The organism is Microbacterium pollutisoli, assembly GCF_053586795.1.
This window is the reverse complement of record NZ_JBNYWT010000001.1, coordinates 782,828-807,187: the sequence shown is the minus strand read 5'-3', so window position 1 is coordinate 807,187 and position 24,360 is coordinate 782,828. Positions and strand designations below refer to the sequence as shown.

Sequence of the window (24,360 nt, the reverse complement as noted above, 5' to 3'; positions counted from 1 at the left end):
GCGGCGGAGCCGGGGCGGTGGTAGCGTGCCGTGCACGGCAGCGCGGACACGCACCCGTCCGGCGCGCGGAGCGGAGGTATGTCATGGCCGACACGTCGCCGGAAACGGCCCGTGCCCGGGCTCCCCGTGAGGAGTGGACCGGGCAGATCGGGTTCATCATCGCCGCGATCGGCTCGGCGGTGGGACTGGGCAACATCTGGCGGTTCCCCGGCGTCGCGTACGAGAACGGCGGCGGAGCATTCCTCATCCCGTACCTGGTCGCGCTGCTGACCGCCGGCATCCCGATCCTGTTCCTCGACTACGCGATCGGGCACCGGTTCCGCGGGGCCGCGCCCACGGCGCTGCGGCGCCTGGGCGGCCGGGCCGGGCGCGGGCTCGAGACGCTCGGCTGGTTCCAGGTCGCGATCGCGTTCGTCATCGGGCTGTACTACACCGTCGTGATCGCGTGGGCGGTCAGCTACTTCGTCTTCTCGTTCGACCAGCGCTGGGGCGACGAACCGGCGAAGTTCTTCACGCAGGAGTACGTGCGCGTCAGCGAACCCGGATTCAGCCTCGAGTTCGTGCCCGCCGTGCTCATCCCGCTCGCGGCCATCTGGATCATCACGATCGTGGTCATGGCGGCCGGGGTGGCCAAGGGCCTGCAGCGCGCCAACGCGTGGGCGCTGCCGGTGCTGCTGGTGGCCTTCCTCATCCTGGTCGTCCGCGCACTCTTCCTCGACGGCGCCGCCGACGGCCTGAACGCCCTGTTCACCCCGGACTTCACCGCGCTCGCCGACCCGAACGTGTGGATCGCCGCGTACAGCCAGATCTTCTTCTCGCTGTCGATCGCGTTCGGCATCATGATCACCTACGCCTCGTACCGGCGGCGCCGCTCGAACCTCACCGGCCCCGGCCTCGTGGTGGCGTTCGCGAACTCGTCGTTCGAACTGCTCGCCGGCATCGGCGTGTTCGCCACCCTCGGGTTCTTCGCCTTCCAGCAGGGCGTGGCCGTCGAGCAGCTCGAGAACCTCACCGGCGTCGGACTGTCCTTCATGACGTTCCCCGCCATCGTGTCGCAGATGCCCGGCGGCGCTGTGTTCGGCTGCCTGTTCTTCGGATCGCTGGCGCTGGCCGGCTTCACCTCGCTCGTGTCGGTCCTGCAGGTGGTGTCGGCGGCGGTGCAGGAGAAGTTCGGGCTGTCGGTGCGCGCGGCGGCCATCGGGGTGGGCGTGGTCTCGGCCGTGCTGTCCATCCTCGGGTTCTCGACGACGACCGGCCTGCTGGCGCTGGACGTCGTCGACCAGTGGACAAACAACGTCGGCATCGTCGCGTCCGCGGTCATCATGACGATCCTCGTGATGTGGGTGCTGCGGCGCGGCCCCGAGCTGCGCGACCACCTCAACGCCGTCTCCACGTTCCGGGTGGGCCGGTCGTGGATCGCGCTGGTCGGGATCCTGGCGCCGGTCGTGCTGGGCTACATGCTGATCTCGCGCATCGTCACCCTGATCGTCGACGGGTACAGCGACCTGCCGGGCTGGTACCTCACCCTGTTCGGCTGGGGCGCGGTCGCGGTCATCGTCATCATCGCCGTCGTCGCTTCGCTGCTGCCCTGGTACCGATCGCCCGATGACTACCGGCCCTGGCCGGCGCTGCCGCCCACGTACGCGAAGGAGGGGGCATCGTGACCGCGATCGCCATCGTCTTCCTGATCATCTCGATCCTGCTGGTGTGGGGCGGGCTGGTCGTCAGCGCGGTGTACCTGCGTCGGCGGCCCGAGCGCGGCGAGTATCCGGCCGGGGGCATCGACGATCACCGTGAGGATGCCGGGATCATCGAGCACGACACCTGATCACCTGCGGCGTCGCACCCGGACGAGCCGGTAGGCGATGCCGACCGCGAACACCGCCACGCCGGCGGCGACCGCCTGCCACGGCAGCGTGACCACCAGCACGCCGCAGCCGACGGCGCCGACCACCTGCAGTGCGCGCGGGTAGCGCCGGGCGGGGCCGTGCTGCCCGAACGCGGCGATGTTCGCGATGAGGTAGTACAGCAGCACGCCGACCGAGGAGAATCCGATCGCCAGCCGTAGGTCGGCGAACGCGACCAGCACCACCACGACGGTCACCGCCAGCGCTTCGGCGCGGTGCGGCACGCGCCAGCGGGGGTGCACCGCCGCCAGAGGCCGCGGCAGGTCGCCCTCTCTGGCCATCGCGAACACGGTGCGCCCGATACCGGCGATCAGCGCGAGCAGCGCCCCGAGACTGGCGGCGGCGGCCCCGAGCCGCACCACCGGCTCCGCCCACGGCCAGACGGAGGCCGCGACCATCGCCGCCACCGGATCGGTGGAGCCCGCCACCTCTTCCGGCCCGAGCACGGCCAGGACAGCCACGGCGACCACGGCGTAGACGACCAGGGCGATGAGGAACGCGGCCACGATCGCCCGGGGGATCGTGCGGGCGGGGTTGCGCACCTCCTCGCCCAGCGTCGCGATGCGCGCATAGCCGGCGAACGCGAAGAAGATGAGCCCCGCCGACTGCAGGATGCCGTATGCGCCGGTGTCGCCGATGCCGTCCAGCGCCGGGAAGACATCACCGGCACTGGTCGCCGCTCCGGCCGTCACAGCGACCGCCAGCGCCGCGAGCACGATCACGACGATGATCCGCGTGGCCAGCGCGGTGCGGGTGATGCCGAACCAGTTCACCGCGCCCAACGCCACGACCGCGGCCACGGCCACCGGCCGTTCCCACCCGGCCGGCGCCGCATAGGCGGCGAAGGTGAGGGCCATCGCGGCGCAGCTGGCGAGCTTGCCGATGACGAAGCCCCAGCCGGCCATGAAGCCCCACCAGGGGCCCAGTTCCGCGCGCCCGTACGCGTACACGCCGCCCGAGGTGGGATGGACCGCGGCCAGCTGCGCGGTCGAGGTGGCATTGCCGAAGGCGACCACCGCCGCGATGCCCAGCCCGATCAGCAGCCCCGATCCCGCAGCCGCGGCCGCCGGCGCGAATACCGCGAACACGCCGGCCCCGATCATCGACCCCAAGCCGATGAGCACGGCGTCGGCGAGGCCGAGCCGGCGTGAGAGCGAGGGAGCGGTCATGGGCGAACCCTAGCCGGTCGCCGCCACCGCAAGGTGAACCGCCGGGCTCACCCGGCCGCGGCCTCGGTCACCCGTCGCTTCTCCCGCACGTACACCTCGCGGCGCACGCGCGCCACGACGTCGCCGTCGGCATCCACGATCCGGGTCTCGAACCACTCGAGCACCTTCGCCCCGCCGCGGGCGCGTTCGCGCAGTTCGGCCGCCTTCTCGGGCGGCACCGTGAAATGTGCGGTGAGCACGCCGCGGCCGGGCTTGACGAACTCGATCTCGCCGCGGGTGTCCCACACGACGTAGTCGCGGCCGAGCTGATGCATCACGAGCATGAAGAAGTACGGGTCGGTCATCGCCGACATCGACCCGCCGAACGCGGTCTTCACATAGTTGCGGGTGAAGACGTTCACGTGCAGCTGCACGGTCGCCGACGTCCAGTCCGGTGCGAACCGCTTCACGCGGATGCCGGAGAACAGATTCGGGATCCACAGGCTCATGCCGATCGCGAGCCGCCGGGGAGTGATGCGCATGGATGCCAGTCTGCGGGGCCGCGTCCCCGTCCGCACATCGGCGGGGCTCCCGGCACCACGCAATGTTCTAGTTGTTATAGAATCGACGCATGCTGGTGCGCATCGACCCGAACAGTGCGGTGCCCCTGTTCGCCCAGATCGCCGCATCGATCCGCACCGATGCGGCGGCCGGCCGGCTGCGGCCGGGGGAGCGGCTCCCCGCCGCCCGCGATGTCGCGACCTCCCTCGGCGTCAACCTGCACACCGTGCTCCACGCCTATCAGGATCTCCGCGACGAGGGACTGGTCGAGATGCGCCGCGGTCGCGGCGCCGTGTTGACCGACGCGGTCACGCAGCTCACGAGCCTGCACGGCGACATCGTCGCACTCGCGGCGAAGGGGCGCGCCCTCGGGCTGACCGCCGACACCCTCGCCGCCTTGATCACCGACGCCGTCCGCACCGAGGAGACCCCGTATGCCCGCTGAGACCCGCCGCATCGTGACCCGCTTCGTGCTCGTCGCGGTCGTGCTGCCGGCCGTCATCGTCACGAGCGGGGTGGTCGTGATGCTCGCGGCACTGCCCGCACTCCCGGATCCGGTGGCCACGCACTGGGACGCCGGCGGCGCTCCCGACGCCTTCGGCCCGCCCTGGGTGCCGATCGTCCTGCTGGCCGGCAGCGGCCTGGGGATCCCGCTGCTGCTGGCGCTGCTGACCCTGCCCGCCCTGCGGCGCGGTGACCGCGGCGGGGCGTACCGGTTGCTGGGGGCGACCGCGCTGGGCCTGTCGACGCTGCTGACCGTCTTGGTGGCGGTGTCCACCGTCCGGCAGGCCGGGCTGGCCGACGCGGCCGCCGGCCCGTCGATCTGGGTGCCGCTGGCGGCCGCCGGGGGTGCCGCGGCCGTGGTGACGGTGGCCGGCTGGTTCGCGCAGCCGCGGCAGCGCTTCGAACCGACGCCCGCTCCGGCGGTGCCGACGCAGCTGTCCCCGGGGGAGCGGGCGGTCTGGCTGCAGCGGGCGACGATGTCGCGTTCGGGCGTCCTCGTTCTGCTGGCGGCCCTCGTCGTGACCGGTGCCGTGACCGTGATCACCGCCGTGGCCACCACCGAGGCCGTCGCCCTGTGGCTCACGTCCGTGCTGATGGTGCTGGTGAGCCTGCTCGTCGCCGCCAATCTCGTCTACCACGTGCGTGTCGACGACCAGGGCCTCACGGTGACCTCGGCGCTGGGCTGGCCGCGGATGCGGGTGCCGCTCGAAGAGGTCACCCAGGCCGCCGTCGTCGAGGTCAACCCGATGGCCGAGTTCGGCGGGTGGGGGCTGCGGTGGGGCCCCGCGGGCCGGTTCGGCGTCGTGCTGCGCACCGGCCCCGGCATCGAGGTGCGCCGCCGCAGCGGCAAGACCTTCACCGTCACCGTGGACGACGCGCACACCGGCGCCGCGGTGCTGGGTGCGCTCGCCGCGCGGGCGCAGACGACGCGCCCGACGGAGGCCCACCGATGACGGCCGCACCCGCAGCCGGCGGCGGCGTCGTCCCCGACCGCGTGCCGTGGCGCGCCGTCGCCGTCTTCGTCCTGACCTCTTTCGGGCTGGCGTGGCTCGCGGCGCTGCCGCTGTGGCTCGATCGCGGCCTGGCGAACCCCTGGGCCCCGCCGCTGCTGGCCCTCATGATGCTCACGCCCACCCTCGCAACCCTGCTCGTGGTGTTCGGGATGAAGACCCCGCCGACGGGGCGACTGCGCTTCCTCGGCATGTGGCCGCTGCGCCCGGCGGGGCGGTTCATCGGGATGCTGGCGATCGCCCTGGTCGCCCCGATCGTCCTCGTCGCCGCCATCGCGCTGGCGACCGCGGCCATCGGACTGGTCCGCCTCGATCTGGCCGGGTTCTCCGGGTTCGCCGAGCAGCTCGCCGCCGTCGTCCCCGAAGGGACGCCGCTGCCGCCCGTGCAGCTGCTGGTGGCCACGCAGCTGGCGTTCATCCCGGTGGGGGCGCTGCTGAACGTGATCCCCGCCGCGGGCGAAGAGATCGGGTGGCGCGGCTGGCTGCTGCCCGCCCTGCTGCCGCTCGGCACGTGGCCCGCACTGTTGCTCAGCGGCGCCGTCTGGGGCCTGTGGCACGCGCCGGTCATCCTGCTCGGCTACAACTTCGGCCGCCCCGACCTGGCGGGCCTGCTGCTGATGGTCGGCGGCTGCGTCGCCTGGGGCGTGCTACTGGGGTGGCTGCGCCTGCGCAGCGCGTCAGTGTGGCCCGCCGCCCTCGCACACGGGTCGCTCAACGCGGTGGCCGGGCTCGTCCTGCTGCTGGTGGCGGCGGGGGAGACGCCCGACATGGCGCTGGTCGGTCCGCTGGGTGTCGTCGCGTGGGGCGTGCTGGCCGTCGTGGTGGCCGTGCTGGCCGCCACCGGGCAGTTCCGGCGGCAGCCGCAGCCGGGTGGGCGCTGACGGGGGTCGACGCGGCCGCCCCGCCTTGACGCGGTGCGGGCCGCCCGGTTGGCTGAGCGCATGACCGAACCGACCCCCGACGGCTGGCGCGCCGTCGACCGTTACTTCAGCGACACGCTCGTCGGGCACGATCCGGCTCTCGAAGCCGCGGTCGCGCGGCAGCAGGACGCGGGGATGCCGGCGATCGAGGTCGCGCCCGTGAACGGCAAGTTCCTGCACCTGCTGGCCCGCATCGCCGGCGCCCGGCGGGTGCTCGAGATCGGCACGCTCGGCGCCTACTCCACGACCTGGCTCGCCCGGGCGCTGCCGGCCGACGGCACGGTGACCACCATCGAGGCCGAGCCCGCCCACGCCCGCATCGCCCGCACGAACCTCGACGCGGCCGGCGTGGGGGACCGGGTGGAGATCCTCGAAGGACGCGCAGCCGACGTGCTGCCCACCCTCGCGGACCGGGAGCCGTTCGACCTCGTGTTCATCGACGCCGACAAGGAGTCCAACACCCTGTACCTGGACTGGGCGGTGCGGCTCGGACGCCCCGGCACCGTGGTCGTCGTCGACAACGTCGGACGCGGCGGGGCGGTCGCCGACCCCGGCAGCGCCCGGCCCGACGTGGTCGGCACCCGCCGGGCGCTGGAGATGCTCGGCGCCGACCCGCGCTTCGACGCGACCGCGCTGCAGACGCTCGACGCCAAGGGGTGGGACGGCGTCGCCGTCGCGCTCGTCGTCTGATCCTCCGCCGTGACGGGCCGCGCGCGTCACACGGCCTGTGGCCCTGGCATCCACTTCACTAGACTCGGACGCGGACCGACGATGCTCCCATGATCCACCTTCCACAAGCAAGGAGTCCCCTGTGGCACTGATCGAGGCTGTAGGCGCACGCGAGATCCTGGATTCGCGTGGCAACCCGACCGTCGAAGTGGAGGTGCTGCTCGACGACGGCATCGTCCAGCGCGCGGCCGTCCCCTCCGGCGCATCCACCGGTGCGTTCGAGGCGTACGAGCTGCGTGACGGCGACAAGGGCCGGTACGGCGGCAAGGGCGTGCTCAAGGCGGTCTCGGCCGTCGTCGACGAGCTCGGCCCTGCCATCGAGGGCGTCGAGGCGAGCGATCAGCGCGTCGTCGACGAGATCCTCATCGCGACCGACGGCACCGACAACAAGTCGCGCGCCGGCGCCAACGCGATCCTGGGCGTGAGCCTGGCCGTCGCCAAGGCCGCCGCCGACAGCGCCGACCTGCCGCTGTTCCGCTACCTGGGCGGACCGAACGCGCACATCCTGCCGGTGCCGCTGTTCAACGTGATCAACGGCGGCGAGCACGCCGACAACGGCATCGACATGCAGGAGTTCTTCCTCGCGCCGATCGGCGCCGAGACCTTCTCCGAGTCGCTGCGCTGGGGCACCGAGGTGTACCACGTGCTCAAGGGCGAGCTGAAGGCCGCCGGCTTCGCCACCGGCCTCGGCGACGAGGGCGGCTTCGCCCCCGATCTGCCCAGCAACCGTGAGGGCCTGGACTTCCTGATGCGTGCGATCGAGAAGGCCGGCTTCACCCCCGGACGCGACATCGCCCTGGGCCTGGACGTCGCGGCCACCGAATTCTTCACCGACGGCGTCTACCGCCTCGACAACAAGGACTGGACCGCCGCCGAGCTGACCGAGTACTACGTCGGGCTCGTCGCCGACTACCCGATCGTGACCATCGAGGACGCGCTCGCGGAAGACGACTGGGACAACTGGAAGGCGCTGACCGAGGCACTGGGCAGCAAGACCCAGCTGGTCGGCGACGACCTGTTCGTCACCAACCCCCAGCGTCTGGCCGACGGCATCAGCCGTGGCGTGGCCAACTCCCTGCTGGTGAAGGTCAACCAGATCGGCACCCTGTCCGAGACGCTGGATGCCGTGGACATGGCCCACCGCGCCGGCTACACCGCCATGCTGTCGCACCGTTCGGGCGAGACCGAGGACACCACCATCGCCGACCTGGCCGTGGCCACCGGCGCAGGTCAGATCAAGTCCGGCGCGCCCGCCCGCAGCGAGCGGGTCGCGAAATACAATCAGCTTCTGCGCATCGAGGAGGAGCTGGGCGAGGCGGCGGAGTTCATCGGCCGCCGGGCGTTCCCCCGCTTCCAGGGCTGACGCGCCGCACTGACGACGAGAGGAGGGAGCCGTGCAACGACCGACGGCTCCCTCTTCGCGCACCCCGGCTCCGGGCCGGGGCCCGGCCGCCCGCACTGCACCCAACGTGGATGTGCGGGACTGGATGGCACGGGTCCGGCTGTCGGCCTTCACCGGCATCATGCTCGCCCTGGTGGTGCTCGCCGCGTTCGTCCTCGTGCCCACCATCGGCACCTACGTCGACCAGCAGCAGCGCATCGCGGCGCTCGAAGAGTCGGTGCGGCTCACCGAGGCGGAGGTCGCTGCACTCGAAGCCCAGCGTGAGCAGTGGGCCGACCCCGCCTACATCACCTCGCAGGCCCGCGAACGCCTCTATTACGTCAAACCCGGCGAGGTCGTGTACCTCATCGACGACGATCTGCCGGCCGGCACAGTGCCCGCCGAACAGGTCGCCGTCAGCGACGAGGTCGAGGAGACCGCCAACGACTGGATGTCGCAGCTCGTGCGCTCGGTGACCGGTGCGGGACTGGCCCGCTCGGTCAGCGTCACCGGCGGCGCCGACGGCTGAACCGGCGACACGCTGGGCATCGACCCAGCAACGGCCCGGTACCCTGGTGCGGTGCCCCCCACGCTGACTCCCGCCACCGCCGCAGACCTGCAGGCGCTGCGCCGGCAGCTGGGCCGGCCGGCGCGCGGCGTCATCGGCATCGCTGCCCGGTGCGTGTGCGGCAACCCGACCGTCGTGGCGACCGAGCCGCGGCTGCCCGACGGCACGCCGTTCCCCACCTTCTACTACCTCACCCATCCCGGGGCCACCGCCGCCATGTCCGCGCTCGAGGCCACGCACGTCATGCGTGAGCTCAACGACGAACTGGCCGAGGACGAGGAGCTGGCCGCCGCCTACGCCGCCGCCCACGCCGCCTACCTCGCCGACCGCGCCGCCCACGGCGAGGTGCCCGAGATCGAGGGCGTCTCCGCCGGCGGCATGCCCACCCGCGTCAAGTGCCTGCACGCGGTGGCCGCCCACGCCCTGGCCGCCGGGCCGGGCGTCAACCCGATCGGCGACCGTGCGCTCGCCCGCAGCGACTGGTCGCCGCAGCGGTGCACCTGTGCGCAGCCCGCCGAGGTGGGGCCGACGTCGTGATGCGCCGCGCGGCGGCGGCGACGGCGGTGCTGACCGCCGTCGCGCTCCTCACCGGCGCGGCGGCCGCGCCCGTCGACGCGCCTGATGAGCCACCACCCCCGGACCCGGCCCGGTCGGCCGAGTACTGGCTCGACGAGTTCGGCATCACCGATGCGTGGGAGGTCACCCGCGGGGCCGGGCAGCGCATCGCGGTGATCGACACCGGCATCGCCCGTGGCCGCACCGAGTTCGAGGGCGCTGTGGTGGCCGGCAAGGACTTCTCCGGCGTCGGCGCCGCCGACGGGCGCACCCCGGTCGGCGTGGTCGATGCCAGTCACGGCTCCTGGGTCGCCTCCTTGGCGGCCGGCCGCGGCACCGGCCCGGACACGGGCGTGATCGGCGTCGCTCCCGAGGCCTCGCTGCTGTCGGCATCCATCGGGTTCGGGTCCTCGGCATCCGTGCCCTTCGTCGAGCAGGTCGCCGAGGCCATGCGCTGGGCGGTGGACAACGGCGCCGACGTCATCAACCTCTCGTTCACCACGAACACGCTCGATTGGGACGAGAGCTGGGACGACGCGTTCCTGTACGCGTACGAGCACGACGCGGTCGTCATCGTCGCCGCCGGCAACCGCGGCACCGGCACCGAGCGGGTCGGCGCGCCGGCGACGATCCCGGGCGTGCTGACGGTCGCGGGCATCGACAAGTCGGGCCGGGCCAGCCGGGAGGCCTCCACCGCCGGTATCACCGTCGGCATCTCCGCCCCGAGCGAGGAACTGCTGGGCGTCTCCGCCGACGGCACCGTGGTGATCTGGCAGGGCACCAGCGGCGCCGCGCCGATCGTGGCCGGCATCGCCGCGCTGGTGCGCGCCGCGCACCCCGAGCTGGATGCCGCGAATGTGATCAACCGGATCATCAAGACCGCCCGCCCGGCGCCGGGCGCTCGGAGCGTCCCCGACCGTCTCTACGGCTACGGCATCGTCGATGCCGACCGCGCCGTATCGGCGACGGTGCCGCGCGTGGACGCCAACCCGATGGGCAGTCTCAGGGACTGGATCCGGGTATATCGACGCGGGGAGGCCGCTCCCGCGCCGACCCCCACGGTGACCCCCGTCGAGGTGCCGCCGCTGCCGGTCGCCGAGCCGCCGAGCGAGGCCACCTCGCCGCTGCTGCCGAGCGCGCAGACGCTTATGTACGGTACGGTGCCTCTGCTGGGGGGAACACTCGCGGCTATACTGGTTGGGCTCGGCGTCACCGCTGCTGTCCGACGCATCCGATCGGCGCGCCACCCGCGTTCGCCAAGCAGTTGATTCCAAGGAGTTCTTCCGACCGTGACCAGCACCGTGCCCAAGATCCTGATCGTCGGAGGGGGCTACGCGGGGTTCTACACCGCGTGGAAACTCGAGAAGCACTTGCGCAAGGGCGAGGCTGAGGTCACCATCGTCGACCCGCTGCCGTACATGACGTACCAGCCGTTCCTCCCCGAGGTCGCCGCCGGCGAGATCGAGGCCCGTCACGTCGTGGTCGGCCTGCGGCGTCACCTCAAGCGCACGCGGGTGATCACCGCCAAGGTCACGGGCATCGACCACGCGCGCAAGGTCGCCACCATCACCCCCGAGGTGGGCGACGGGTGGGAAGAGGACTACGACCAGATCGTCGTCACCGCCGGTGCCGTCTCGCGCACGTTCCCGATCCCCGGCATCGCCGACAACGCGATCGGGCTGAAGACGATCGAAGAGGCCGTCGCCATCCGCGACCGCATCCTCACCAACTTCGACCGGGCATCGAACCTGCCTCCCGGCCCCGAGCGCGACCGGCTGCTGACCGTCGTCGTCGTCGGCGGCGGGTTCGCCGGCATCGAGGTGTTCGCCGAGGTGCGCGCCCTGGCATCCTCGCTGCTGAAGGACTACCCGCAGCTGCGCTTCGAAGACACGCACTTCCACCTCATCGAGGCGATGGGCCGCATCATGCCCGAGGTCTCGCTCAAGACGAGCGAATGGGTGCTGAAGGACCTCGCCAAGCGCGGCGCGTACGTGCACCTCGACACGCAGGTCACCGGCGCTGTCGGCGGCAACGTCGAGCTGTCCACCGGTGAGGTGCTGCCCACCGAGCTGATCATCTGGACCGCCGGCGTGATGGCCAACCCGACCGTCGTGCGCGGCAGCGACCTGCCCGTCGAAGAGCGCGGACGCATCCGCACCCGCGCCGACCTCCGGGTGGGCACGGCGGAGGAAGTCGTCGAGGGCGCGTGGGCCGCCGGTGACGTGTCGGCGGTGCCCGACCTGACCGGCAACGGCGTGGGCGGCTACTGCGTGCCCAACGCGCAGCACGCGGTCCGCCAGGCCAAGCTGCTGGCGAAGAACCTGGTCGCGGTGCTGCGCGGCGAGCTGCCCAAGGAGTACATCCACAACAACCTCGGCGCCGTCGCGGGACTGGGCCTGTACAACGGGGTCTTCCAGTCCGGGAACATCGCCCTCAAGGGTTTCATCGCGTGGCTCGCGCACCGCGGCTACCACGGTCTGGCGATGCCGTCGTGGGAGCGCAAGTGGCGGGTGTTCGGCGACTGGTGGCACAACTTCTGGCTGACCCGCGACAACGTGTCGCTGCAGACGGTGCAGAACCCGCGTTACGTGTTCGAGGAGTTCGCCGCGCGCCCGCGTCCCGTCGCCCCCGACGCGGATGCCGGTGCCGCCAAGGCTCCGGCCGAGAAGGCGCCCGTCGCATCCAGGTGACCCCGGTTCCTGCGGCATAATCGGGGGACGCCCCCGTAGCCCAATGGCAGAGGCAGGCGACTTAAAATCGCTTCAGTCTGGGTTCGAGTCCCAGCGGGGGTACCAGCGCGCGTCGTAGGCTGACACACATGACCCTCGACCTGCTCGCCGGGCCCGACGTGGCAGCCGGTGAACCCTGGCGCACGCCCGCGCGCTATTGGGCGGCCCGCACCGCCGCCGTCGCCGACCGGCCCGGCCCGGTCGCGGCGATCGACGTCGACGCGCTGCGCCACAACGCCCTCGACCTGGTCGTGCGCTCGGCCGGCGTCCCCATCCGCGTGGCCAGCAAGTCGGTCCGGGTGCGCGAGGTGCTCGACGCCGCGCTGGCGATGCCGGGGTATCGGGGCATCCTCGCCTTCACACTGCCGGAAGCACTGTGGCTCGCCGCCGATCACGACGACATCGTGCTGGGTTACCCGACCGCCGACCGCGCCGCCCTGGCGGCCCTCGCCGCCGACGAGCGGGCCGCCGCGCGCATCACCCTCATGGTCGACGACCTCGCCCAGCTCGACCTCGTCGACGCGGTGGCGCCCGCCCGGTCGCGCCCGGCGATCCGCGTGGCCATCGACGCCGACGCCTCCTGGCGCGCGCCCGTGCTCGGACACATCGGCGTGCGCCGCTCACCGGTCCACGACGTCGCGGAGGTGACGCGACTGGCCCGCGCGATCGCGCAGCGGCCCGGATTCTCGCTGGTGGGGCTCATGATGTACGAAGCGCAGGTGGCCGGCCAGCCCGACGACGCCGGATCGGGCGACGCCGTCGTCCGCTGGATGCAGCGCCGTTCCCGGGAGGAGCTGGCGCAGCGCCGGGCCGCCATCGTCGCCGCACTGCGCGAGGTCACGGCACTGGAATTCGTCAACGGCGGGGGCACCGGGTCGCTCGAGTCCACGGCATCCGACCCGTCCGTCACCGAGACCACCGCCGGCAGCGGGCTGCTGGCCGGTCACCTGTTCGACCTCTACCGCGCGTTCAGCCCCGCGCCGGCCGCCGCGTTCGCGCTCGACGTGGTGCGCAAACCCGCACCCGACATCGCCACCGTCCTCGGCGGCGGGTGGATCGCCTCGGGCCCGCCGGTCGCCTCCCGGCAGCCGCTCGCGGTCTGGCCGCAGGGCCTGCGCACCCTCGGGCGGGAAGGGGCCGGCGAGGTGCAGACCCCGCTGCAGGGACTGACCGCCCGCGCCCTCCACGTCGGCGACCGGGTGTGGTTCCGCCACGCGAAGAGCGGCGAGCTCGCCGAACGCGTCGACCGTTACGTGCTCACCTCCGGTGACCGCATCGTGGGAGAGGCCCCGACGTACCGGGGCGAGGGGAAGAGCTTCCTGTGACCCGCCCGGGAGGGGCGTGGCAGAACTGGGGGCGCACCGAGAAGATCCGCCCACTGCGGGTGGAGTACCCCTCGACGGTCGCGGCTGTGCGCCGCGCCGTGCAGGCGGCGGCCACGCGCGGCCTGCAGGTCAAAGCGGTCGGCGCCGGCCACAGCTTCAGCGGCATCGCCGTGGCGCCCGGCGTGCTGCTGGACCTGTCCGACCTGTCCGGCCTCGTGTCCGTGGACCCGGACCGCGCCCGCGTCACCCTGCTGGCCGGCACGCGCCTGCACCGCATCCCGGCACTGCTGCGCCCATACGGCTTGGCCATGGCCAACCTCGGCGACATCGACCGGCAGTCGATCTCCGGCGCGATCTCCACCGGCACGCACGGCACCGGAGCGCGCTTCGGCGGCATCGCCACCCAGGTCGTGGGCGCCACCCTCGTCACCGCGGACGGTGAGCTGCTGCGGGTGGACGACGACCACGACGAGGAGCTCCTGCCCGCCGTCGCGCTCGGCCTCGGCGCGCTGGGCGTGCTCGTCGACGTCACGCTGCAGTGCGTGCCGGCGTTCGGCCTGCGGGCCGTCGAGCAGGCCGAGCCGGTCCATGACGTCGTCGCGGCCCTGGCCGACCGCACGGCGGCCGCCGACCACTTCGAGTTCTACTGGTTCCCGCACACCGACCGGGCCCAGACGAAGACGAACACCCGGATGCCGGCCACCGAACCGCTGGCGCCCCTCTCGCCGCTGCGGCGCTGGGTCGACGACCGGCTCATCGGCACCGGCGTGCATCAGGCCGTGTGCACGGTCGGCCGCATCGCGCCGCCCCTGGTGCCGACGATCAATCGCGCCTCGGCGGCGGTCTGGGGACGCCGGTCGTTCTCCGACCGCTCCCACCGCGTGTTCACGACCACCCGCGGGGTCCGCTTCCGGGAGATGGAGTACGCCCTGCCGGTCGCGCAGCTGGGCGCCGCGTTCACCCGGCTGCGGGCGCTGATCGACGAGCGCGGCTGGCGTATCGAGTTCCCGGTCGAAGTGCGCACCGCCGCCGCCGACGACCTGTGGCTGTCGACCGCCCACGGTCGCGACACCGGCTATATCGCCGTGCACCGGTACGTGCGCGCCGACCCGGCGGAGTACTTCGCCGCGGTCGAGGAGATCATGGCCGCCCACGACGGCCGGCCGCACTGGGGGAAGATGCACACCCAGCGCGCCGCGACGCTGCGCGAGCGCTACCCGCGCTTCGACGACTTCGTCGCGCTGCGCGACCGGCTCGATCCGGACCGGACGTTCGGCAACCCGTACCTCGAGCGCGTGCTCGGTGAGTAACCGCTGAGAGATGGCCCCCGCTCCGGCGGCGGTCAGGCGGTGGCCGATAGGATTGGGAGCACAACGATGGGAGTGCTATGGAATGGCTGATCCCGGTATTGATCGTCGTCGGTCTGGTCGTGATCGTCGGCATCTACCTCTGGGCCACCTACAACTCGCTCGTCGCGCTCAATGTGCGCGTCGATGAGGCGTGGAGCGACATCACCGTCCAGCTCAAGCGCCGCGCCGACCTGCTGCCGAACCTCATCGAGGCGGTCAAGGGCTACGCCGCGCACGAGAAGGCCGTCTTCGAGAACGTGACACGCGCGCGAGCCGAGACCCTGTCGGTGTCGTCGCCCGGTGAGGCGGGCGTCGCCGAAGGCCACATGCAGCAGGCGCTGAAGTCGCTGTTCGCGGTCGCCGAGGCGTACCCCCAGCTGCAGGCCAGCCAGAACTTCCTGCAGCTGCAGCAGGCCGTCGTCGACACCGAGGACAAGATCCAGGCATCCCGCCGCTTCTACAACGGCGGTGTCCGCGAGCTCAACACCAAGATCAAGGTGTTCCCGAACAACCTCTTCGCCCGCAACCTCGGCTTCACCGAGCGGGAGTTCTTCGAGGTGGTCGACGGGGCCGCGATCGCGGAACCGCCGCGCATCCAGTTCTGACCCCGCCGGGCAGCCATGTACTCGGCGATCGCCCGCAACAAGCGGAACACCTGGTTCATCCTCATCGGGTTCCTCCTGGCGCTCGGCCTGATCGGCGTCGTGGCCGGGTGGCTGGCGGGTAACAACTGGTGGATCACGGCCTTCATCCTGGTGTTCGCCGCCGGGTACGCGACCGTCCAGTACTTCTGCGCCGACCGCGAGGCCCTCGCGCTGTCCGGCGCGCAGCAGGTCACCCGGGCCGACGCGCCGCGCTTCCACCGCCTGGTCGAGAACCTGTGCATCACGACCGGGACGCCGATGCCGGCGCTCTACGTCGTCACCGACCCGTCTCCGAACGCCTTCGCCACCGGCCGCACGCCCGACAAGGCGGCGATCACGGTGACGACCGGTCTGTTCGAACGGCTCACCGACCGTGAGCTCGACGGGGTGCTCGCCCACGAACTGGCCCACATCCGCAACTACGACATCCGGGTCTCGACGATCGTGTTCGGCCTCGTCGTGGCCGTCGGCATCCTCGCCGACCTGTTCCTGCGGTTCGCGTTCCTGGGCGGTCGCCGCGCGGGCAACAACCAGGCGGCTGTGATCTTCCTCCTGTTCGGCGTGGTCGCCGCGATCGTCTCGCCCCTGCTGGCGGGCGTGGTCCAGGCGGCCGTCTCGCGCCAGCGCGAGTACCTGGCCGACGCGACGGGGGCCATGACCACGCGCGACCCCGACGGCCTGGCATCCGCCCTCGCCAAGATCGGCGGCGATGACACCCCGCTGCGGCGCGCCCACACCTCCACGGCGCACCTGTGGCTGCGCAACCCGCTGCGCCCGAGCGGCTTGACCCGCCTGTTCGCGACCCACCCGCCCATTCCCGATCGCATCGCCCGGCTGACCCGCATGGCCGACCGCTTCTGACGGTGACACATGCGGAACGCGGAACGCACGCGCGCCTAGACTGACACGGTGAGCGGAAGCCAGGACACCCCCCGCGGGAAGTTCTTCGACGCGCTGCGCACCCGGACGGTGAGCACCGACATCGCCGAGGGCGTACCGCGCGGCCTGCGCGTGGCCACCGCCTACGCCTGGCGGCTCCTGATCGTGGCCGCCGCCCTGGGCGTGGGCATCTGGCTCATCATCGAACTGAAGCTGCTGGTCATCCCGCTGCTGGTGGCGATCCTCGTGACGGCGCTGGTGTGGCCCGCGTTCACGTTCCTGATGCGCCACCGCTTCCCGCACTGGCTCGCGATCGTCATCGCCGTGGTGGGCACCCTCGCCATCATCACGGGCCTGGTGTGGCTGGCGGTGTGGCAGATCGGGCTGCAGTGGGATTCGGTGCGCGAACGCACCGTGGCCGCGCTCGACGAGTTCCGCACCTACCTGATCAACGGCCCGCTGCACCTGACCGCCGGCCAGATCGACGACATGCTCGCGCAGGGCTGGACGCTTCTGCAGGAACAGGTGGACCTGCTGCTGTCGGGTGCCCTCGCCATCGGCAGCACCGTCGGCCACGTCGCCACCGGCGCCCTCCTGGCCCTGTTCATCCTGATCTGCCTGCTCGCCGACGGCGGCGGCATCTGGCGGTGGACGGTGCGGCTGTTCCCGACGCGGGCCCGCGCGGCCGTCGACGGGGCCGGTCACGCCGGCTGGCGCACGGTCGTGACCTACGCCCGCACCCAGCTGCTGGTCGCCACGATCGACTCGGTCGGCATCGCCCTGGGCGCGTTCCTGCTGGGCGTGCCGCTGGCGATCCCGGTGGGCGTGCTCGTCTTCCTGGGCGCGTTCATCCCGTTCGTCGGCGCCATCGTCACCGGCGCGCTGGCCGTGTTCCTCGCCCTGGTCTACAACGGCCCGTGGATCGCGCTGTGGATGCTGGTGGTGGTCCTGGGTGTCCAGCAGCTGGAGGGCCACATCCTGCAGCCGCTGCTGATGGGCGCCGCCGTGAAGGTGCACCCCCTGGCGGTCGTGCTCGTCGTCGCCGGCGGCGCGATGGTCGCCGGCATCCCCGGCGCCCTGTTCGCCGTTCCGCTCGCGGCGTTCGTGAACGTCGTATGGCTCTATCTCTCGCGACGCGGCTGGGAGACCGGCGACGTCGCCATCCGACCCGACGATCTGATCTGGAGCACCGTGCCCCGGACGAGGAGGACCCCCGCGTGACGGAGGACACGAAGACCGCGCACCCGACCCTGGCCGAGTTCGAGGACGCCGCCGCGGCGCTGCAGGACGTCATCCTGCGCACCCCGCTGGAGCACTCCGAGCACCTCAGCGACGTGCTCGGGGCGCCCGTGCTGCTCAAGCTCGAGAACCTGCAGCGCACCGGATCGTTCAAGATCCGCGGCGCCGCGTACCGGCTGGCCCGGCTCACCGACGCCGAACGGGCGCGCGGCGTGGTTGCCGCCTCGGCCGGCAACCACGCGCAGGGCGTGGCCCGGGCCGCGCAGGCGCTGGGCATCGCCGCCACGATCTTCATGCCGCTGGGCGTTCCGGTGCCCAAGCTCCTCGCCACCCGCGGGTACGGCGCCGACGTCGTCCTGGAAGGCGCCACCGTCGAAACGCCGCTGCGGCTGGCGGCGGAGTTCGCCGAGCGCACCGGCGCCGTGCTGATCCCGCCGTTCGACCACCGGGACATCATCGTCGGTCAGGGCACGCTCGGCCTCGAGATCTTCGACGAGGTCCCCGACGTCGACACGGTCCTGGTGGGCATCGGCGGGGGAGGCCTCATCGCCGGGGTCGCCGCGGCCATCAAGGCGCGGGCCGCCGCGGCCGGGCGGACGGTGCGCATCATCGGCGTGCAGGCGGCCAACTCCGCCGCCTACCCCCCCTCGCTCGCGGCCGGCCACCCGCTCGAGGTGGCCACCACCCCCACGATCGCCGACGGCATCGCCGTGGCCCGGCCCGGCGACATCCCGTTCGAGATCATCCGCGACCTGGTCGACGAGGTGGTCACCGTCACCGACGACGACATCGCGCGCGCCCTGCTGGTGCTGCTGGAACGGGCGAAGGTGGTCGTGGAGCCGGCCGGCGCGGTCGGCGTGGCGGCCATCCTCGCCGGCAAGGTCACCGCGACCGGCACGACCGTGTCGATCCTGTCGGGCGGCAACATCGACCCGCTCCTGCTGCAGCGCGTCGTCTCCCACGGTCTGGCGGCATCCGGGCGCTACATGACCCTGCAGATCCCGCTGCCCGACCGTCCCGGCCAGCTCGCCCGGGTCTCCGAACTGCTCGCGATCGCCGGGGCGAACGTCATCGAGGTGCTGCACACCCGCCACGGGCAGGGTCTGCAGATCAGCGAGGTCGTGCTGCAGCTGAGCGTTGAGACACGCGGTCAGGAGCACCGCGCGCAGGTGATCTCCGTGCTCGAGAACGCCGGGTTCACCCCGAAGCTCGTCGAGGACTGACCCGGCCGGTCACTGGCCCGAGTAGGTCTCGACCTTCACGATCTCGACGGCGATCTCGCGGCCGTTGGGCGCGGTGTACGAGGTCTTGTCGCCCTCGGACAGGCCGATGATGGCACTGCCCAGGGGCGAGGCCTCGCTGTAGACGTCGAGCTCGGAGTTCGCGGCGATCTCGCGGTTCCCCAGCAGGAACACCTCTTCGCCGCCGGCGACCAACGCCGTGATGACGGTGCCGGGCGTCACGGTGCCGTCCGACTCCGGAGCCTCGCCGACTTTGGCGTCCTTGAGCAGCTGCTGCAGCGTGCGGATGCGCGCCTCCTGCTTGCCCTGCTCGTCCTTGGCCGCGTGGTAGCCGCCGTTCTCCTTGAGGTCGCCCTCTTCGCGGGCGGCCTCGATGCGCTTGGCGATCTCTTCGCGCCCGGTCGTCGAGAGGTGTTCGAGCTCGGCGGCGAGTCGGTCGTACGCGTCCTGGGTGAGGAAGGTCGTGCTGTCGCTGGACACATCGTCTCCTTGGGGGTGGATGCCGGGTACGGCAGGGGCGTAAGCCAAACGCCCCGGCGTCGAGCCGGGGCGCGGGTGTTGTGGTGTCAGTTTACGGGATCCAGCAGTGGCTGGCCAATCCCGTCGTCGCCTCGGCGACCGTGGGGACGGTGACGTCGAACTTCTGCGTCGTGGCCTCGGCGGCCGGGTATTCCACGACCCGCCAGCCGACCACGCCGTGCTCGGTGTCGAGGGCTTCCACCGTGCACGCGACGGGGGTGCCGGGGCGCGCGGTCACCTGGAAGTGGACCGTGACGCGGTGCGGCGGATCGACCTCGTACGCCGTGGTGTCGTAGTCCACGGAGTTCAGCGCCCCGGAGACCGTCGCCCAGCCGACATAGCCGATCAGCGCGGCCGCGACGAGGCCCACCACGACCCACGCCCTGCGCCGGGGGCGCGACGTGCCGTATCGATCGGCGAGCTTGCGCTCGGCGGCGGCGGTGGTCATGCGGCATCCGTTCTAGGCTGGACTTCCAGGCTAATCGCTCGCAGCGAGGAAGAAGGACACATGGATGCACTGATCTGGTGGGCGGCTGCTCCCACGCCGACCCCGACGGTGAATCCCGACGATGTGACCCCGGGCGTGGCCGGCTTCATCGCCGTCGGCGTGCTGGCAGCCGCGGTCGTGCTGCTGCTGATGGACATGCTGCGCCGCATCCGTCGCGCGCGCTACCGGTCGGAGATCGGCGAAGAGCTCGACGCCGAGATCCAGGCTTCGGCCCAGGCCGACGGGGACCGCACGGCGCCGGACGCCGACCGGCCCGATGGCGACGACCTCACGCCCCCAGCGAAGGGCTGAGCGGGCGCAGCGCGATCAGCAGGCACGCCGTCCAATGGCACAGGAACGCCAGGACGGTGCACACGTGGAAGATCTCGTGGAAGCCGAAGTGACCCGGCCAGGGGTTCGGGCGCTTGAGGCCGTAGACGATGGCGCCCCCCGTGTAGAGCAGGCCGCCGACGATGACGAGCACCATCATCGGGACGCTGGCCTGGAACAGCGGCACGATGTACATGACCGCCGCCCACCCCAGCAGCAGATATAGGGCGACGTACAGCCAGCGCGGTGCATTGATCCAGAACACGCGGAACAGGATGCCCAGCAGCGCCCCCGTCCACACCAGCACCAGCAGCAGCACGCCCTGGTCCGGTGGCAGCGCGAGCGTCGCGATCGGCGTGTAGGTGCCGGCGATCAGCAGCAGGATGTTGGCGTGGTCGATGCGCTTGAGCACCGCCTTGGTCGTCGGGCCCCAGTCGAAGCGATGGTAGACGGCCGAGTTGCCGAACAGCAGCAGCGAGCTGGCCATGAACACCGCGCAGGCCCATTTGGCCGCGCCGCCCGAGGCGAGCACGATGAGCACGACGCCGGCGGCGATCGCCACCGGGAAGGTCGCGGCGTGGATCCAGCCGCGCCAGCTCGGCTTGAGCTCGACATGCGCGCTGACGCTCGCGGCATCCAAGAGGGGAAGCTGGGGCATTTCGGCGCCGTCGTCGGCGGGTGTGCGGGTCACGGATCGAGCCTACGCCGCACAGCATGCCGCAACGCACATGCGGCACCCGGGACGGTAGCGTAAGGGTGTGACGCGCGCGGCGGAGAGGCAAGGTCGGGGACTGCTCTACCGGGTCTACTCCTCCCGGCTGCGGCGGCAGCTCACGCCGGAGGCAGTGCCCCGGCATGTGGCCATGATGATCGACGGCAACCGGCGCTGGGCGCGCCAGGCCGGCTATCCGACCGTCGCCGACGGCCATCGGGCCGGCGCCGCGAAGATGCGTGAGTTCCTGCGCTGGTGCGACGAGCTGGGCATCGGCGTCGTGTCGCTGTACCTGTTGTCGACCGACAATGTGCGCAAGCGCGACTCGCGCGAGCTGGCCGACCTGATCGAGATCATCGCGGAGCTTGCCGACGCGCTGTCGCACGAGCCGGGCTGGCGCGTCAAACACGTCGGGCGCGCCGAGATCCTGCCGCCCGAGCTGGCGCGCGTGCTGGAGACGGCCGAGGAGCGCACCCGTGGCAACACGGGCATGCACGTGAACCTGGCGGTCGGGTACGGCGGTCGCGGCGAGATCGTGGATGCCGTGCGCAGCATCATCGTCCAGCACAGGCAGCACGGCGGATCCCTCGAAGAGCTCGCCGAGAGCCTGACCCCGGAACAGATCGGCGAGCACCTCTACACGGGTGGCCAGCCGGACCCCGACCTGGTGATCCGCACCTCCGGGGAGCAGCGGCTCAGCGACTTCCTGCTGTGGCAGTCGGCGCATTCGGAGTTCTACTTCGTGGAGGCGCTCGGACCCGATCTGCGCGAGGTCGACTTCCTCCGCGCAATCCGCGATTACGCCACCCGCGACCGCCGCTACGGGGGCTGAACGGCAGGGCCACGGCGGCTGAACGGCCCGGGTGCGCGTGCCACAATGTGAGGCGTGACCGATCTGGACTCGTATCTCGCGTCGTTCTCGACCGACCCGGGCTACCTGAACTGGGCGGCCTACGGGCCGCTGTCCCCGGCGGTGCGCGACGAGGCGCTGGCCGATGCGGAACTTCTGGGCACGGGCCGCGCCTCGGGCATCGACCTGGTGGCCGGACGGTCGAGCGAGGCCCAGGAGGTGTTGGCCGAGCTGCTGGGAGCCCCGGTGGACGAGGTGACCCTGCAGCCGTCGACCACGCACGGGCTGCAACAGGCGATGTTCGGGCTGAGCGGCGAAGTGCTCGTGTCCCCGCGGGAGTTCCCCGCGATCCCGGTCACAGCCCGCCGTGCCCAGGACGCCCGGGGACGGCTCACCGTACGCGAGCTGCCCGCGCCCGGGCCCGACGTGTTCGTCACCCCCGAGGCCGTGCGCGACGCCCTCACCGACGACATCACCGCCGTCGCCGTCAGCCTGGTCGACTTCCGCACGGGCTACCTCGCCGACCTCACCGCGCTGCGCGACGTCATCGGCGACCGGCTGCTGATCGTCGACGCCATCCAGGGCTTCGGCGTGGTCGACGCCGACTGGTCTGCCGCGGACGTCGTCTGCGGCAACGGCTACAAGTGGCTGCGTGCCGGACGCGGCACCGGGTTCGCGTGGTTCTCCCCGGACGCGCGGGAGCGGATCGAGCCGGTGCTGTCGGGCACGACGGGGATGGCCGGCGATGTCACCAGCGTCGGTGTCCCTGATCCGCGCACCGACGCGCAGGCCTACACGGTCTCGCCGGTGGACGCTCTGGCCGCCGCCCGCCTGGTCACCGCCCTGCGCGAGGTCGCCGCCGCCGGCGTGGCCGCCATCGCTGCCGAGGTGCACGACCGGGCGGAGCATGTCATCGCGCTGGCCGACCGGTATGACGTGCCGGTGGTCACGCCGCGCGAACATCACGCCGGCATCGTCACGCTCGCGCCGGTGCCCCACGAGGCGGGCGCGATCGCCGCGGCGCTGGCCAATCACGGTGTGGCCGCCACCGCGCGGGAGGGGATGCTGCGCATCTCCCCGCACGCCGGCACCGCCGCCGACTCGTTCGTCCTGCTCGGCGACGCGCTGGCGTCCGTGGCCGCGCGCCGGGGCGCCGTGGCGGGCGCGCCCGAGCTCACCGCCGGCGGCCCGACCTCCCACGACACCGAGAATTAACATTCTCTGCTCCTCCCGGCGGCGTGTCGGACGCCGGAGCGGACCGGTTGCGGCCATACGGTCAAGGCATCGGGCAGAGCGCCCGGTCGGGTCGGCCCCCCACTGACTCGTGGCAACGGCCGACTCGTGACTGCCGGGCCCGATGCGCCCGGGGCGGGGAGTGGGTCGTGACCACACAGGTACCTCAGCAGCACCTCGAGGACCCGAACCAGCTGGACGATGCCGCGGCGGATGCCGACCAGGATCTGCGGACGTACGTGCTCGACACGTCCGTGCTCCTGAGCGATCCACGCGCGCTGTTCCGGTTCGCCGAGCACTCGGTCGTGATCCCGATCGTGGTGATCACCGAACTCGAGGCCAAACGGCACGACCCGGAGATCGGGTACTTCGCCCGCCGCGCGCTGCGCAACCTGGATGAGCTGCGCATCGAACACGGCCGGTTGGACTATCCGGTGCCCGTCGGCGCGGACGGCACCCTGCGGGTCGAGCTGACCAACACCGACCCCAGCGTGCTGCCGGCCGGCATGCGACTGGGGGACAACGACACCCGCATCCTCGCGGTGGCGATGCATCTGGCCCAGGAGGGGCACCACGTCACCGTGGTCTCCAAGGATGTGCCCATGCGGGTCAAGGCGGCATCCCTCGGCATCCACGCCGAGGAGTACCTGGCCGAGCAGGCCGTGGACTCGGGGTGGACCGGCATCGCGAGCATCTCCATCTCCGGCGACGAGATGAGCGACCTGTACGAGACCGAGGTCGGTTCCGGCGACGAGGTGCGGGGGCTTCCGGTCAACACCGGCCTGGTGGTGCACTCCGAGCGGGGCTCGGCGCTCGGGCGGGTCACCGGCGACGGCTCCTACCGTCTCGTGCGCGGTGACCGTGACGTGTTCGGCCTGCACGGCCGGTCCGCCGAGCAGCGCATCGCCATCGACGTCCTCCTCGACCCCGACGTCGGCATCGTGTCGCTGGGTGGCCGCGCGGGCACCGGCAAGTCGGCCCTCGCCCTGTGCGCGGGGCTGGAGGCGGTGCTGGAACGGCAGCAGCAGAAGCGGATCATCGTGTTCCGTCCGCTGTTCGCCGTCGGCGGTCAGGAGTTGGGCTACCTGCCGGGCGACCAGCAGGAGAAGATGAACCCGTGGGGGCAGGCCGTGTTCGACACCCTCGGTTCGGTGGTGTCGGGCAACGTGCTCGAAGAGGTCATCTCGCGGGGCCTGCTCGAGGTGTTGCCCCTGACCCACATCCGCGGGCGGTCACTGCACGACGCGTTCGTGATCGTCGACGAGGCCCAGTCGCTCGAGCGCAACGTGCTGCTGACGGTGCTCAGCCGCATCGGCCAGAACTCCCGCGTCGTGCTCACCCATGACGTGGGGCAGCGTGACAACCTGCGGGTCGGACGCCACGACGGCGTCGCCAGCGTCATCGAGACGCTGAAGGGCCACGACCTGTTCGCACACGTGACGCTCGTGCGCTCCGAGCGGTCGTCGATCGCCGCCCTGGTCACCGAACTGCTGGAGGCGGGGGAGCTCAGCTGAACGCCGTGAGGGATGCCGCGGGACGG

General features: G+C 71.9%; 26 protein-coding genes and 1 tRNA gene. 22 read left to right on the top strand and 5 right to left on the bottom strand.

The window, feature by feature from the left end:
- The first annotated feature begins 83 nt into the window (after positions 1 to 83).
- Both ACQ143_RS03945 and ACQ143_RS03940 read left to right on the top strand, forming a co-directional pair.
- Positions 84 to 1,664 (top strand): sodium-dependent transporter, encoded by a 1,581-nt coding sequence (locus ACQ143_RS03945; RefSeq protein WP_449569395.1) that lies wholly within the window; start codon positions 84 to 86, stop codon positions 1,662 to 1,664.
- Positions 1,661 to 1,828: a methionine/alanine import family NSS transporter small subunit gene (locus tag ACQ143_RS03940; protein WP_449569394.1), complete on the top strand. Its 168-nt coding sequence runs from the start codon at positions 1,661 to 1,663 to the stop codon at positions 1,826 to 1,828. The genes ACQ143_RS03945 and ACQ143_RS03940 overlap by 4 nt, the downstream gene beginning before the upstream one ends.
- On the opposite strand, the gene ACQ143_RS03935 is transcribed toward ACQ143_RS03940, so the two are convergent.
- Together ACQ143_RS03935 and ACQ143_RS03930 are read right to left on the bottom strand one after the other, a co-directional pair.
- The gene (locus tag ACQ143_RS03935) at positions 1,829 to 3,076 is read right to left on the bottom strand and encodes an APC family permease (RefSeq protein ID WP_449569393.1); all 1,248 of its coding nucleotides are present in this window, start codon (positions 3,074 to 3,076) and stop codon (positions 1,829 to 1,831) included.
- 47 nt (positions 3,077 to 3,123) lie between these two features.
- Positions 3,124 to 3,597: a DUF4442 domain-containing protein gene (locus tag ACQ143_RS03930; protein WP_449569392.1), complete on the bottom strand. Its 474-nt coding sequence runs from the start codon at positions 3,595 to 3,597 to the stop codon at positions 3,124 to 3,126.
- An 89-nt stretch (positions 3,598 to 3,686) separates the two neighbouring features.
- Here ACQ143_RS03930 and ACQ143_RS03925 point away from each other — a divergent pair, with 89 nt between their 5' ends.
- The 16 genes from ACQ143_RS03925 (at position 3,687) to ilvA (ending at position 18,671) form a co-directional block, all read left to right on the top strand.
- Positions 3,687 to 4,061, top strand: a complete 375-nt coding sequence (locus tag ACQ143_RS03925; RefSeq protein ID WP_449569391.1) for a GntR family transcriptional regulator — start codon at positions 3,687 to 3,689, stop codon at positions 4,059 to 4,061.
- Entirely contained in the window at positions 4,051 to 5,073 is a 1,023-nt protein-coding gene (locus tag ACQ143_RS03920; protein ID WP_449569390.1) for a DUF1648 domain-containing protein, read from the top strand. The genes ACQ143_RS03925 and ACQ143_RS03920 overlap by 11 nt, the downstream gene beginning before the upstream one ends.
- Positions 5,070 to 6,011 (top strand): CPBP family intramembrane glutamic endopeptidase, encoded by a 942-nt coding sequence (locus ACQ143_RS03915; RefSeq protein WP_449569389.1) that lies wholly within the window; start codon positions 5,070 to 5,072, stop codon positions 6,009 to 6,011. The genes ACQ143_RS03920 and ACQ143_RS03915 overlap by 4 nt, the downstream gene beginning before the upstream one ends.
- Positions 6,012 to 6,071: 60 nt before the next feature.
- Positions 6,072 to 6,740 carry an O-methyltransferase gene (locus ACQ143_RS03910; RefSeq protein ID WP_449569388.1) on the top strand — a complete coding sequence of 223 codons (669 nt, stop codon included), beginning with the start codon at positions 6,072 to 6,074 and terminating at the stop codon, positions 6,738 to 6,740.
- A 121-nt stretch (positions 6,741 to 6,861) separates the two neighbouring features.
- A complete protein-coding gene (gene eno / locus ACQ143_RS03905) occupies positions 6,862 to 8,142 on the top strand; it encodes a phosphopyruvate hydratase (protein ID WP_449569387.1) in 1,281 nt (426 codons plus the stop codon).
- A 31-nt stretch (positions 8,143 to 8,173) separates the two neighbouring features.
- Positions 8,174 to 8,689, top strand: coding sequence for an FtsB family cell division protein (locus ACQ143_RS03900; protein ID WP_449569386.1), 516 nt, complete (start codon positions 8,174 to 8,176; stop codon positions 8,687 to 8,689).
- Between the two features lie 51 nt (positions 8,690 to 8,740).
- A complete protein-coding gene (locus tag ACQ143_RS03895) occupies positions 8,741 to 9,265 on the top strand; it encodes a DUF501 domain-containing protein (RefSeq protein WP_449569385.1) in 525 nt (174 codons plus the stop codon).
- The gene (locus tag ACQ143_RS03890) at positions 9,265 to 10,551 is read left to right on the top strand and encodes a S8 family serine peptidase (protein ID WP_449569586.1); all 1,287 of its coding nucleotides are present in this window, start codon (positions 9,265 to 9,267) and stop codon (positions 10,549 to 10,551) included. Before ACQ143_RS03895 ends, ACQ143_RS03890 begins: the two co-directional genes overlap by 1 nt.
- Positions 10,552 to 10,584: 33 nt before the next feature.
- Entirely contained in the window at positions 10,585 to 11,973 is a 1,389-nt protein-coding gene (locus tag ACQ143_RS03885; RefSeq protein ID WP_449569585.1) for an NAD(P)/FAD-dependent oxidoreductase, read from the top strand.
- A 29-nt stretch (positions 11,974 to 12,002) separates the two neighbouring features.
- Positions 12,003 to 12,078: transfer RNA gene (locus ACQ143_RS03880), tRNA-Leu, on the top strand.
- Between the two features lie 23 nt (positions 12,079 to 12,101).
- Complete coding sequence (locus ACQ143_RS03875; RefSeq protein WP_449569384.1) at positions 12,102 to 13,337, top strand: alanine racemase; 1,236 nt, start codon at positions 12,102 to 12,104, stop codon at positions 13,335 to 13,337.
- Positions 13,334 to 14,647 carry a D-arabinono-1,4-lactone oxidase gene (locus ACQ143_RS03870; RefSeq protein WP_449569383.1) on the top strand — a complete coding sequence of 438 codons (1,314 nt, stop codon included), beginning with the start codon at positions 13,334 to 13,336 and terminating at the stop codon, positions 14,645 to 14,647. The genes ACQ143_RS03875 and ACQ143_RS03870 overlap by 4 nt, the downstream gene beginning before the upstream one ends.
- 77 nt (positions 14,648 to 14,724) lie before the next feature.
- Positions 14,725 to 15,291: a LemA family protein gene (locus ACQ143_RS03865; protein ID WP_449569382.1), complete on the top strand. Its 567-nt coding sequence runs from the start codon at positions 14,725 to 14,727 to the stop codon at positions 15,289 to 15,291.
- 15 nt (positions 15,292 to 15,306) lie between these two features.
- Complete coding sequence (locus ACQ143_RS03860; RefSeq protein WP_449569381.1) at positions 15,307 to 16,191, top strand: M48 family metalloprotease; 885 nt, start codon at positions 15,307 to 15,309, stop codon at positions 16,189 to 16,191.
- 48 nt (positions 16,192 to 16,239) lie between these two features.
- Entirely contained in the window at positions 16,240 to 17,430 is a 1,191-nt protein-coding gene (locus ACQ143_RS03855) for an AI-2E family transporter (RefSeq protein WP_449569380.1), read from the top strand.
- The gene (gene ilvA, locus ACQ143_RS03850; RefSeq protein WP_449569379.1) at positions 17,427 to 18,671 is read left to right on the top strand and encodes a threonine ammonia-lyase; all 1,245 of its coding nucleotides are present in this window, start codon (positions 17,427 to 17,429) and stop codon (positions 18,669 to 18,671) included. Before ACQ143_RS03855 ends, ilvA begins: the two co-directional genes overlap by 4 nt.
- A 9-nt stretch (positions 18,672 to 18,680) precedes the next feature.
- Here ilvA and greA read toward each other — a convergent pair whose 3' ends face one another.
- Together greA and ACQ143_RS03840 are read right to left on the bottom strand one after the other, a co-directional pair.
- Entirely contained in the window at positions 18,681 to 19,169 is a 489-nt protein-coding gene (greA, locus tag ACQ143_RS03845) for a transcription elongation factor GreA (RefSeq protein WP_449569378.1), read from the bottom strand.
- Between the two features lie 91 nt (positions 19,170 to 19,260).
- Positions 19,261 to 19,656, bottom strand: a complete 396-nt coding sequence (locus tag ACQ143_RS03840; protein WP_449569377.1) for a DUF4307 domain-containing protein — start codon at positions 19,654 to 19,656, stop codon at positions 19,261 to 19,263.
- Positions 19,657 to 19,716: 60 nt separating this feature from the next.
- Between ACQ143_RS03840 and ACQ143_RS03835 the strand changes: the two genes are divergently transcribed.
- Positions 19,717 to 20,007, top strand: a complete 291-nt coding sequence (locus ACQ143_RS03835; RefSeq protein WP_449569376.1) for a hypothetical protein — start codon at positions 19,717 to 19,719, stop codon at positions 20,005 to 20,007.
- Here the strand turns inward: ACQ143_RS03835 and trhA are convergent.
- Positions 19,985 to 20,683 carry a PAQR family membrane homeostasis protein TrhA gene (gene trhA, locus ACQ143_RS03830; protein WP_449569584.1) on the bottom strand — a complete coding sequence of 233 codons (699 nt, stop codon included), beginning with the start codon at positions 20,681 to 20,683 and terminating at the stop codon, positions 19,985 to 19,987. The two genes, ACQ143_RS03835 and trhA, sit on opposite strands and share 23 nt — an antisense overlap.
- A 100-nt stretch (positions 20,684 to 20,783) precedes the next feature.
- Between trhA and ACQ143_RS03825 the strand changes: the two genes are divergently transcribed.
- The 3 genes from ACQ143_RS03825 to ACQ143_RS03815 all read left to right on the top strand — a co-directional run bounded on the left by ACQ143_RS03825 (position 20,784) and on the right by ACQ143_RS03815 (position 24,334).
- Positions 20,784 to 21,569 (top strand): isoprenyl transferase, encoded by a 786-nt coding sequence (locus ACQ143_RS03825; protein ID WP_449569375.1) that lies wholly within the window; start codon positions 20,784 to 20,786, stop codon positions 21,567 to 21,569.
- Positions 21,570 to 21,623: 54 nt separating this feature from the next.
- A complete protein-coding gene (locus tag ACQ143_RS03820; RefSeq protein WP_449569374.1) occupies positions 21,624 to 22,802 on the top strand; it encodes an aminotransferase class V-fold PLP-dependent enzyme in 1,179 nt (392 codons plus the stop codon).
- 167 nt (positions 22,803 to 22,969) lie between these two features.
- The gene (locus ACQ143_RS03815) at positions 22,970 to 24,334 is read left to right on the top strand and encodes a PhoH family protein (protein WP_449569373.1); all 1,365 of its coding nucleotides are present in this window, start codon (positions 22,970 to 22,972) and stop codon (positions 24,332 to 24,334) included.
- Positions 24,335 to 24,360 lie beyond the last annotated feature (26 nt).

Coding starts and splice junctions, on each gene's coding strand:
- ACQ143_RS03925 (WP_449569391.1), top strand. CDS start 3,687: ATGCTGGTGCGCATCGACCCGAACAGTGCGGTGCCCCTGTTCGCCCAG.
- ACQ143_RS03835 (WP_449569376.1), top strand. CDS start 19,717: ATGGATGCACTGATCTGGTGGGCGGCTGCTCCCACGCCGACCCCGACG.
- ACQ143_RS03865 (WP_449569382.1), top strand. CDS start 14,725: ATGGAATGGCTGATCCCGGTATTGATCGTCGTCGGTCTGGTCGTGATC.
- ACQ143_RS03840 (WP_449569377.1), bottom strand. CDS start 19,656: ATGACCACCGCCGCCGCCGAGCGCAAGCTCGCCGATCGATACGGCACG.
- ACQ143_RS03890 (WP_449569586.1), top strand. CDS start 9,265: ATGCGCCGCGCGGCGGCGGCGACGGCGGTGCTGACCGCCGTCGCGCTC.
- ACQ143_RS03915 (WP_449569389.1), top strand. CDS start 5,070: ATGACGGCCGCACCCGCAGCCGGCGGCGGCGTCGTCCCCGACCGCGTG.
- trhA (WP_449569584.1), bottom strand. CDS start 20,683: ATGCCCCAGCTTCCCCTCTTGGATGCCGCGAGCGTCAGCGCGCATGTC.
- ACQ143_RS03935 (WP_449569393.1), bottom strand. CDS start 3,076: ATGACCGCTCCCTCGCTCTCACGCCGGCTCGGCCTCGCCGACGCCGTG.
- ACQ143_RS03875 (WP_449569384.1), top strand. CDS start 12,102: ATGACCCTCGACCTGCTCGCCGGGCCCGACGTGGCAGCCGGTGAACCC.
- ACQ143_RS03910 (WP_449569388.1), top strand. CDS start 6,072: ATGACCGAACCGACCCCCGACGGCTGGCGCGCCGTCGACCGTTACTTC.
- ACQ143_RS03860 (WP_449569381.1), top strand. CDS start 15,307: ATGTACTCGGCGATCGCCCGCAACAAGCGGAACACCTGGTTCATCCTC.
- ACQ143_RS03920 (WP_449569390.1), top strand. CDS start 4,051: ATGCCCGCTGAGACCCGCCGCATCGTGACCCGCTTCGTGCTCGTCGCG.
- ACQ143_RS03930 (WP_449569392.1), bottom strand. CDS start 3,597: ATGCGCATCACTCCCCGGCGGCTCGCGATCGGCATGAGCCTGTGGATC.
- ACQ143_RS03945 (WP_449569395.1), top strand. CDS start 84: ATGGCCGACACGTCGCCGGAAACGGCCCGTGCCCGGGCTCCCCGTGAG.